Here is a 7,083-nt window from a genome sequence, read left to right on the forward strand (position 1 = left end):
ATTTTGCCTTCGGCAAAACATCCGGCCCTAAGGCTACCAGGGACTACTCGCCCTAACCTTCGGCTATCCATGGCTCGCAGCGACGGTGATGCATATACCTGGAAATAAAGTCGAGATGTATAATAATTTTTTAAAACGTCACTATTTTTTAATTAAAAGATCAGCCAAATCATCAGCATGATCCTCTTCATCCTGAAGAATTTCTTCAAGCATTCTCCGCGTAGTGGAATCTTTAGTACCAAACCAATCAATCATTTTACGATAGACCATAATAGCAATCCGTTCCGCAATTAAGTCCTCTTCTATTAATTTGGCAAGATCATGGCCAGTGCCATATTCGGTAGCAGTTCGTTGAAGAACTGTTGCAGGATTGAAATCAGGATTACCCCCTAATTGATTAATTCGCTCGCCCAACATCATCATATGTCGCTCTTCATCTAAAGCATGCTCCAGGAACTCCGCCGCTACTTGGGGCTTATCAATGCCTTTAGCGATAATCTGGTGATGTCGGTAGCGCAACACGCACATTATTTCGGTTGCCAATGCTGCATTTAGAAGCTCGCAAGCTTCCACCAGGTCCAGTTGATAGTCTGAAGTGACAGAACCATCATCGATTGACTTTCTGGCTTGATTCTTAATTTCTTCTAAATTATAGATAGGGGTTTTGGGATGTGGGTGAATCATAGCAATCTCCTTGAATGTCCATTTAGAATTATAGTACTTTGTATAATAATTGGTAACATCCTAAAGTTTTTGGTTGATTCTTTCGTATTAATTCAGACACATAATTTATGTGGTCTTTCTGCAGAAAATGTTCAATAACGTCAGAAATTAAGGAATAGAAATAACACAGAGTCCCTCAGTTTTGGTATAAATTAACGCTCTAAATTTAAATATTTTTTTAATCCAACATCCTGTGCCTCTATCTCTTGATAAGTGCTTGTTCTCTCCATCATAATTTTTAATTGTTCAGGAACAGGAATTTCTAGCCCTAATAAGGGTTCGATCAAGTCATTAAATTTTACCGGATGAGCAGTAGCTGCAATAACCCAGATTTTATCCGAATCAAGCCGTTGCAATCGATGATATGCTGTTGCAGTATGCGGACATAGGATGTATTTATATTTATTATAACAGTCAGTAATGGCTTCTTTTATTTCCTCATCAAAGACAGACAGTGCGTTAAGATGATGTTCTAATGAATTGAAATCACCAAACAGATCGATTAATCGCTCTAGGTTGCTCGGATCACCAACATCCATGGCATTAGCCAATGTGTTTATACTTGGTCTTGCCTCATAAATACCAGAAGACAAATAATCAGATAAGACCTTGTTCGCATTATTAGCGATTAAAATCTCATTGATAGGAAAGCCCAATGTCTGTGCCCAATAGCAAGCAGTTACATTACCCAAATTTCCACCTGGTACAATAAAATTTACCGTCTCATGATGTATTTTTTCCAGTTGAATACTTGAGTAAGCATAATAAACCATTTGAGGCAGAAGCCTTGCGATGTTAATACTGTTTGCAGTAGTTAATCGTACCCCATCACCTGATTTTGAACAGGCAGATTTCACTAACTGTTGGCACTGATCAAAGTTTCCCTTTACAGCCAGGGCAGTAATGTTATCGCTCCAACAGGTTATTTGCATCTGCTGCCTTAAGCTTATTTTATCTTTAGGAAATAATATGATGCCCTCTATTCCTGAGCGACCATGCAAGGCACTGGCCACAGCACTACCGGTGTCGCCGGATGTCGCAACCAGAACCTTGGTTTTTACTTCAGATACAAGATTCTGTAAGCATTGAGCAAAAAATCGGGCGCCGAAATCTTTGAATGAGAGAGTTGGACCATGGAATAATTCAAGAACATAGCTATTTTCGGTTAATCCTGTGATAGGCATAGGGAAATGAAACACTTCCTGGCAGAAATCACGATTAATGACCAGCTTACTGTTTTTAAAAAAGGAAGCCAAAAGCTCTCTGGAAAAATCCACAAGGTTATCAAACTCATAGAATTGATCTATAGATAACTCAGGAAACTGCTCCGGTACATATAATCCACCATCTCGTGCTAATCCTGCGAGTATTGCATCATCTAATTGAGCAACATCCATCCCACGCGTGCTGCGCCATTTATTCTTCATGAATTACCTTTGCCCCAAACTCGGAAAAAGACACGATTCTGGAATCGCTTTGAATATCATTTATTTTAAATTTCCAGCTCATTTTATCGGCAATAAGTTGAGCCTTCTCATAAGTAGCAGCCAAAGCAAATAATGTTGGACCAGAACCAGATATCGAACAAGCCAAAGCACCGTATTGATAAGCTACAGATTTCACCTCATAAAAATGAGGAATAAGATGAGCTCTCGTGGGTTCAACGACTTCATCAACCATGGAGAATTCTAACCGATCATAATCTTTCTCATATAAAGCACTAATAAAAGCAGCCATCCGGGCGTTTTGTTTTGTAAAAAGTGACAGGCTGATATTTTGTTTTAATACGGCTCTGGAGTCACGAGTATCTAATCGCAGATGAGGATGAATAAGAATGATGTGCAACGGAAGCAAAGGAAGATTTATAACCTGTATGGGATTAAATGAGTGGATTAAAGTCATTCCTCCGTACAAACATGGAATCACATTATCACCATGCGGCGAACCACAAGCAACACGCTCTCCATGTAAAGCAAACTCGATTAATTGCTCTTTATGCAAGGGCTTGAGTAAAAAATGGTTTAAAGCAGTCAAGGCAGCAACACTGCTAGCAGCAGATCCACCGAGTCCCGAACTCAGTGGTATACCTTTATTAATCTGTACGTTAAAGCCTTGTTTCATATTTAAAGAATTCAGCATTTCACTTAAGACAACTGTTGCTGTATTTTTACTCACGTCATATGGAAGGCGCTCAGAACTAATAATGGATTCAATGTTAATTCCTGGCTCATCAGACAGGGTTAAAGTGACTTCATCTCCGACACCATCTACAGCAAAACCAAGAACATCGAAGCCAACAGCAACATTAGCACAGGTTGCTGGCGCAAAAGCGGTAACAGAAGACAGTCGATTCATCATAACATGGACGCCAATTTTAACAGATCTGCGAATACCCCGGCAGCCGTTACATTTTTTCCAGCCCCAGGACCTTGAATTATTAATGGCTGTTTATCATACCGCCGACTTTGAATTAATAATATATTATCGGTTCCTGTGGTATTTGCAAATGGATGAGTCGCAGGATATGCATTTAATTGAATGGATATTTTTCCTTCTTCAATAATGCCAACATAGGCAATTGTCGCATGATTGACTAATAATTTTTTAATTTTGTTTTCAATTGGTTTCTGATACTCGACGAGTCGCTGCAAAAATTCGTTAATAGAGACGTCTTTCAGGGCAGAAGGCACCATATTTAATAATTTAACATCGCTCAAAACAAGCTCATAACCCAACTCCCTTGCAAGACAAACAAACTTTCTTGCTACATCAAGCCCGTTTAAATCCTCTCTGGGATCAGGTTCTGTATACCCTGCCTCGTAAGCTTGAATCACACTGTCAGCAAAAGAAAATCCCTTAGCACATTGATGAAATATATAGGATAAGGTACCTGAAACTATTCCTTCAATTCGTTTAATGCGATCTCCCGTAGCCATTAAGTCCTGTATTGTTTTTAATACCGGCAAACCAGCACAAACAGTAGTTTCATATAAATAATGACGCTTATTAAATTTAATGCACTCTCTTAATTTTTTATATTCGACGAAATTAGATGAATTCGCCTTTTTATTAGGTGTAACAACATGGCAACCCAATTGGATAAATTCAGGATATTGTTTTGCTATATCCGCGGATGAAGTACAATCGACGATCACCGCATGTGGAATTTCTGGACTGGCGACATGTATTAAAAAATCACTGAGATGTTTGACTATACCATTTTCGTCTAAATTCTCTTGCCAATGTCTTAAATCAACGGATTGTTCTGCCATCAGCATTTTTTTTGAATTCATTAGCCCTCTGACTTTTAAATCCACATTCAGTTCTCGTTTCAATCTCAATCTGTTTTTCCTTATTTGTGATAGCAGCTCTGCTCCAACTCCCCCTGGACCAATCAATCCAATGGAAAGAGTTTTACTCGACAAATAGAAACCACCATGTAATACACGCAAAGCTTTTTGTGTCTGATCTTCATTAATCACCACTGAAATATTACGGTCCGAAGAGCCTTGGGCGATAGCCAAAATATTGATATTTACTTTAGCAAGCATTTCAAAAAACTTGGCAGCAACTCCAGGAGTACCAGTCATACCATCACCAATGGCAGATACCACAACACAGTGCTCTATTAAGTCGATGCACTGAACCACTCCATGTGCAAATTCAAATTCAAACTCATACTGAATAAGTCTCTTTGCAGCCTCCCCTGATTCGGCTTTTACAACGAGACTGATCGAGTGCTCAGAGCTGGCCTGGCTAATAAGAATTACCGAAATATTGCCTCGAGATAAAGCTTGAAACAAACGTGCGGCAGCGCCACATAACCCTAAAAGGCCTGTACCTTCAATATTAATCAATACTACATGAGCGATTGAGCTTAGACCTTTAATCACCAGATTAGTTTGTTCCTGATTAGAACTAATAACAGTACCTGGATTATCAATTTTATAAAAATTTTTTATATGAATGGGGATATTTGCCTCAATGGCCGGTTGCACCGATTGCGGATGAAGTACTGATGCACCAAAATAAGCTAACTCCGAAGCTTCCTGATAACTTAAATCAGGAATTGCAAACGCTGATTTTACTAACTTGGGATCAGCGGTATAAATACCATCAATATCAGTCCATTTATAAAAGCATTCAGCTCTCATCAGTTTAGAAATAATTGCAGCACTAAAATCACTGCCATTAAACCCCAATAATGCTCTATGTCCCTGCGAATCGCATGCAACGAATCCAGGCATTACCAGTACAGGAGCATCGACATGCAGTAGTGCTTTAAGCAGTAGCTTTTTTGTTATATTCCAATCAATGCTTACAATTTCTTCATGCAACTCTACTGTAATTATTTGGCCTGCATCTATCCATGGTGCAGACAGCATCCCAGCAATTAATTTACTGGACCAATATTCTCCATATCCTAAAAGCCAATTTTTTTGTGCTTCAGAAAATGAGCCTAATAACGAAACACTATGCAAAAGTGAGAGTATGTCTTCCTTGTCGTTGATGAAGAGCTCCCGAAAACTCACATCCGGAACAATTTTTTTGCTTAACATCTGATGAGATTTAATGAGCAAATTTAATTTTGGCAAATATTCTTTTCCAGCAGCAGAAAGTTGCAAACACTCTAATAACCGATTGGTAGTTCCATACGAAGCAGAAACCACCAAAATGCATGGTGTAGTAGTAATGATGTTCTTAACTTTAAGATAATCATCAACAGAGCGTAAGCAACTTCCACCAATTTTGTTTACAACGGTCATATGAAGCCGTTTTCCAAACAACTTATCTAAAGTTTAGCTTAGTTATATCTGTTGCACCATGCAGCACATTTTACGTACAGTTATAGATTCACTTTAGCTTGTGTGCAAACAGATAATGGCATTTTGCTTCTGGCTAACCGTTTTTTTGTAACAACTCATTTGCTGTATTCGTACACTAAATTATATAAAGCCATTTAATACTCCCTTAATGTCGAATATTTATACTATAGCTTCTATCATCGCCGAGGACTTGCTCATGAAAGCTAAAAACAAGGAACAATTATCAAAAGAAAAAAACCTTACCACATCTCTACATCAAGCAGCCTTATTTGGCGATCTGAAAAAGACAATTGATCTTGCAAAACAAGCAGAAATCTTTAATAAACAGTTAACCACTGTCGATAATAATGACAATCTCCCTTTAGACAGGGCTTGCCCACGAGGACATTACGCCATAGTAAAAATCCTCGTTGAAGCACATAAAAAGCCTGGCAATGAATATGTAATGCATAACAAACAAAACTATTATCCCTTTCTTTCTACAGCACGATGGTATTTAAAAGCATTGGATGGGATTAATGAAAATGAGGCGCGATGTGGGCACTTTAATTCTGAAAAAATGTTTTCTCAGGATTACATGAACATCCTTCGTTTATTAGCGCAAGAATATCCTGAGCATGTTGCCATATCAGATAATAAAGGATGCAATGCCTTAGTGTATGCAATTTACCACTTCCATAATGCTCTGATAGCCAAAGATTCGGGAAAAATTTCAGCAATAAAAGTCTTATTAGAGTTTCTTATTAAGATTGAAGTGCCTGTTCAAAAAAGCAAGATTCCTGAAAAAATATGGGACAATGTAGCACCCATTATTACATCAATAGAAAAGGATTTTGAAAAAAGAAAAAATATAGCCTCACAAAATAACGCTGCGTCTACAACACCTAATCCATGGAAAGCAAATAATAAACCAGAACAAAAGCAGGAGAACCAAGAGCCTGTTCGAACAAATAAGCCTGTAAACAACACAATAATTGGTTTCTTTGATACAGCCCAAAGTACAATAGAAACAGAAAAACAAAACTATTCTTCCAACTATAAGCGAGGATAAAGCAGCTCGGTTTGAACAATTGAGATATTTTGTCCTGCAGTTTTTTCTCAAATAGATTCGCAATTCAGCTGATGTTAACGCAGTATGTCATTAACATCAGCTGAATTTGATTTGTTACATTTTTCGATTTGCCGATATTTTAAAATTTACAATCACATCGTCTTTTATTTCATCAGTACTCGCCCACTCACCTTGCCCGACTCCAAAGGCATTTCGTTTAATCGTCGCACTTCCAATAACCACTGCATGATTTTTTGGAGACTCTTCTGCAGTAAATTTTAAAGTAACGGGTGCTGATTTATCTCTAATCGTCAAAGCCCCATTGGCTTCATAGGTCTTATCATCAAGTTGCTTAAATTCTGTTGCTTTAAATTCCGCTTTAGGGAATGCGGCTACATTAAACCAGTCAGGAGAGGTCAAAGTGTTAGTAACTCACCTTACGCACAGCACCTTGCCTCCTAACTAAAACTCATTAAAATTCTT

Annotated in this window: 6 protein-coding genes; 1 reads left to right on the forward strand and 5 read right to left on the reverse strand. The window is 38.2% G+C overall.

What is annotated here, in order from left to right:
• Positions 1-141: 141 nt before the first annotated feature.
• The 4 genes from Q0495_RS02270 to thrA all read right to left on the reverse strand — a co-directional run bounded on the left by Q0495_RS02270 (position 142) and on the right by thrA (position 5,489).
• Positions 142-684, reverse strand: a complete 543-nt coding sequence (locus Q0495_RS02270) for a ferritin-like domain-containing protein (RefSeq protein ID WP_298622596.1) — start codon at positions 682-684, stop codon at positions 142-144.
• A gap of 191 nt (positions 685-875) precedes the next feature.
• Positions 876-2,150, reverse strand: coding sequence for a threonine synthase (thrC, locus tag Q0495_RS02275; RefSeq protein ID WP_298622597.1), 1,275 nt, complete (start codon positions 2,148-2,150; stop codon positions 876-878).
• Positions 2,140-3,081 carry a homoserine kinase gene (locus tag Q0495_RS02280; RefSeq protein ID WP_298622599.1) on the reverse strand — a complete coding sequence of 314 codons (942 nt, stop codon included), beginning with the start codon at positions 3,079-3,081 and terminating at the stop codon, positions 2,140-2,142. The genes thrC and Q0495_RS02280 overlap by 11 nt, the downstream gene beginning before the upstream one ends.
• Positions 3,078-5,489, reverse strand: a complete 2,412-nt coding sequence (gene thrA, locus Q0495_RS02285; RefSeq protein WP_298622601.1) for a bifunctional aspartate kinase/homoserine dehydrogenase I — start codon at positions 5,487-5,489, stop codon at positions 3,078-3,080. The genes Q0495_RS02280 and thrA overlap by 4 nt, the downstream gene beginning before the upstream one ends.
• A gap of 256 nt (positions 5,490-5,745) precedes the next feature.
• Between thrA and Q0495_RS02290 the strand changes: the two genes are divergently transcribed.
• Positions 5,746-6,600: a hypothetical protein gene (locus tag Q0495_RS02290; protein WP_298622603.1), complete on the forward strand. Its 855-nt coding sequence runs from the start codon at positions 5,746-5,748 to the stop codon at positions 6,598-6,600.
• 114 nt (positions 6,601-6,714) lie between these two features.
• On the opposite strand, the gene Q0495_RS02295 is transcribed toward Q0495_RS02290, so the two are convergent.
• Positions 6,715-7,020, reverse strand: coding sequence for a YceI family protein (locus tag Q0495_RS02295; RefSeq protein WP_298622605.1), 306 nt, complete (start codon positions 7,018-7,020; stop codon positions 6,715-6,717).
• Positions 7,021-7,083 lie beyond the last annotated feature (63 nt).

It is taken from the genome of uncultured Legionella sp., from assembly GCF_937871865.1.
Taxonomy (GTDB): Bacteria; Pseudomonadota; Gammaproteobacteria; order Legionellales; family Legionellaceae; genus Legionella.

Excerpts from the sequence above, each read along its gene's own strand:
- Q0495_RS02270 (WP_298622596.1), bottom strand. The coding sequence starts at position 684 with ATGATTCACCCACATCCCAAAACCCCTATCTATAATTTAGAAGAAATT.
- thrC (WP_298622597.1), bottom strand. The coding sequence starts at position 2,150 with ATGAAGAATAAATGGCGCAGCACGCGTGGGATGGATGTTGCTCAATTA.
- Q0495_RS02280 (WP_298622599.1), bottom strand. The coding sequence starts at position 3,081 with ATGATGAATCGACTGTCTTCTGTTACCGCTTTTGCGCCAGCAACCTGT.
- thrA (WP_298622601.1), bottom strand. The coding sequence starts at position 5,489 with ATGACCGTTGTAAACAAAATTGGTGGAAGTTGCTTACGCTCTGTTGAT.
- Q0495_RS02290 (WP_298622603.1), top strand. The coding sequence starts at position 5,746 with ATGAAAGCTAAAAACAAGGAACAATTATCAAAAGAAAAAAACCTTACC.